General features: G+C 65.1%; 3 protein-coding genes and 1 pseudogene. All 4 read left to right on the top strand.

Annotation, left to right across the window (positions count from 1 at the left end; translation table 11 throughout):
• Positions 1-81: hypothetical protein (locus EB084_23405; GenBank protein NDD31208.1), on the top strand; the 81-nt coding region annotated here is incomplete at its 5' end.
• A gap of 1,150 nt (positions 82-1,231) precedes the next feature.
• Positions 1,232-1,843 (top strand): annotated as a pseudogene (locus EB084_23400) (pyridoxal-phosphate dependent enzyme).
• 82 nt (positions 1,844-1,925) lie between these two features.
• The gene (locus EB084_23395; protein ID NDD31207.1) at positions 1,926-2,132 is read left to right on the top strand and encodes a hypothetical protein; all 207 of its coding nucleotides are present in this window, start codon (positions 1,926-1,928) and stop codon (positions 2,130-2,132) included.
• Between the two features lie 6 nt (positions 2,133-2,138).
• Positions 2,139-2,624, top strand: a 486-nt coding sequence (locus tag EB084_23390; protein ID NDD31206.1) for a hypothetical protein, incomplete at its 3' end; no start/stop codon positions are given.

Genomic DNA, 2,624 nt, shown 5'->3' with positions numbered 1-2,624 from the left:
GGCATCGTGGTCTCGCTGGTGTGGCTGTATCTGGAGCTGCTGCGGCTGCTCGCCATCATCGCCCGCATGACCCGCGACTGAGTCCCGGTGGCCGGCACCGTCGAAGTCTTGGCGTTCGCCCTGGCCGCAGAGGGTCTCAAACGACTGCTTTGGCGTCCCATCGCGATTGACGCTCGTGAAGCGTCTGCCTTGCGTTGAAAAACCAATGCGCCTCCGAGCGCGGAGTTGTGAAGCGGTCCCTCGAAAATTCGCCGGAGGCCGAGCCCGGGGCCAACTTCTGTGTTGTGACGATGCGATCGGGACTGCGAGTGTTTCTTTCCCTCATGTGTGGCTGCTAGCCGAGCGCCGGACACGCCGCGCGGCCTAGCTCGAGAACGGTTGACCCTTTGAGTCAAGTGCGGTGTGCGTGACGCGGTGTTTGAGTAGGTCCCATGCTCGAGCATCCCCGCGCATCCACGTGTTGAATGCCCCGCAGACGATGTCGGGTATCCACAGCAGCGGCTCCGCTGGGCCAGGCACATGGCTCAGCGTGACTGCGTGGTGAAACTGGTTTGATGTTTGGATGCGCTTCCAGAAGGAGAAGTCACTGGCATCGAGGGAATGGCCGCGTGATTCAAGCGCAAGGGCATTGCATCCGGCTTGTGAAAGACGCCCCGCGAGAGCTAATAGGCACAGCCGCCTCAGGCGTTCGGTGCTCGTCTGGTCACTGGCTCGAACCGTCACAAGTTCGCAGATGAACGGAAGTTCGGCGATTGTGGCCGCCGTGGACAGTCTTCGACCCAATGATTCCGTGTGCCAGTGAAGTTTGGATTTTCGATTTCCGTTCATGCGACGCATGGTTGGTCTTAGATGATTCGAGGATTGATTGCTAAGCAGGACTGCGGCTAGGACGTATGTGCGGCGACGCGGATGTGTCTGGACGAGAGACTCGTCCCCGAATGCCGACAGGCCGCTGAGGGGTTGAGAAGTTCTCGCATCCACTTGCGCAGTCTTGGTTTCGTCGGCCCGACCTGCTGATGATCAGTGACCGTCTGTGGAAAGAAGGTTTTGTTTGCGGCATCGGCGGTCTGTGATGTACTCTTCGTCTAAATGCGCGCTCTCTACGGGGAGATGCGAAGTGACCCCTGGGAGTTCCCGCCGGAGGCGGGGCCCAGGGGCCACGCTTTTTCGGGCAAGCGAACCTCCCCGCGCCCTGATTCGCCCACCGCGCCAGATCGTTGAATAGCCCCACGTGGATTACGCAGACAGCGTCCTTGACCTCATCGGCAACACCCCGCTGGTCCGCCTGAAGCGCGTCACCGAGGGCATCGCAGCGACCGTGCTCGCGAAGGTGGAGTACCTCAACCCCGGCGGCTCGGCGAAGGACCGCATCGCGGTCGCGATGGTCGACGCAGCCGAGCGCGACGGCCTGCTCAAGCCCGGCGGCACCATCGTGGAGCCGACCAGCGGCAACACCGGGGTGGGGCTGGCGCTGGTCGCCCAGGAGCGGGGCTACCGCTGCGTCTTCGTCTGCCCGGACAAGGTGAGCGCGGACAAGATCAACGTGCTCAAGGCGTACGGCGCCCGCGTCGAGGTCTGCCCGACCGCGGTGGAGCCAGACGACCCGCGTTCCTACTACTCGGTCAGCGACCGGCTCGCGCGCGAGATTCCCGGGGCGTGGAAGCCAGACCAGTACTCCAACCCCAACAACCCGCGCTCGCACTACGAGACGACCGGCCCGGAAATCTGGCGCCAGACCGATGGCCGCATCACCCACTACGTCGCCGGCGCCGGCACCGGCGGCACCATCATCGGCGCCGGGCGGTACCTCAAGGAGCAGTCCGCCGGCGCGGTGCGCATCATCGCCACCGCGAACGGCCTCACCACAGCACAGACCGCCACCATCACGGTCACCCCGTGATGCGCACGCCGCGAGGAGAGAACGAATGAATCGCCTGTTGAGAACCACCCGCCCGATCGTATCGATGCTGCTCGTCTTTGCGCTGCTGGCGCCCACGCTGGTGGGCTGCTCGAGCGGAGGTGGCAGCAGCCTGAGCCTGAACGGCGGAAGTCCCCTGTCAGGCGACCCGGCAGGTGTCGCGCCGCTCTCGCGCGTGCAAGGCCACGTGGCCCTCGACGCGCCCGTCGAGTAGGCCTCGGTGGTGGTGGTGAACGCCGCGGGCACCGTGATCGGCACCGACACCACCAGCGCCTCGGGCTCGTTCGACGTGAATCCGACGGCGACTCACGCAGCCGGAACGATCGATACCTCTGCTCTCGGTGCCGCATCGCGCCTTCCGTCTGTCGCAGGCTTCTTGCCGGCGCAAGGTCTGCGGCCGGACGAGTACCGCGTGTTCGCGCTCACGCCCGATGGCACGCTGCTCATGGCCGACCACAGAACCACCGACACCTTCGTGCACGTGAACGTGCCCACCACGCTGGTGAGCCACCTGCGGGGCACGAAGACGGGCCTCTCCCTCGCCGACGCGATGGCGACGGTGCACGACTATCTCGACATCCCGCAGAAGGTCGACTTCGAGAACACCGGCGAGACCGACACCCCGTTCGATGCCGCTCTCTTCCTGTCCCGCGCCCACGCCAGCGGGGGCAGCGTCGAGCAGTATCTGGCGGGCCTCGAGCAGCGC

The sequence above is a fragment of the Pseudomonadota bacterium genome, assembly GCA_010028905.1.
GTDB lineage: Bacteria > Vulcanimicrobiota > Xenobia > RGZZ01 > RGZZ01 > RGZZ01.
This window is presented reverse-complemented; position numbering and strand designations above follow the sequence as displayed.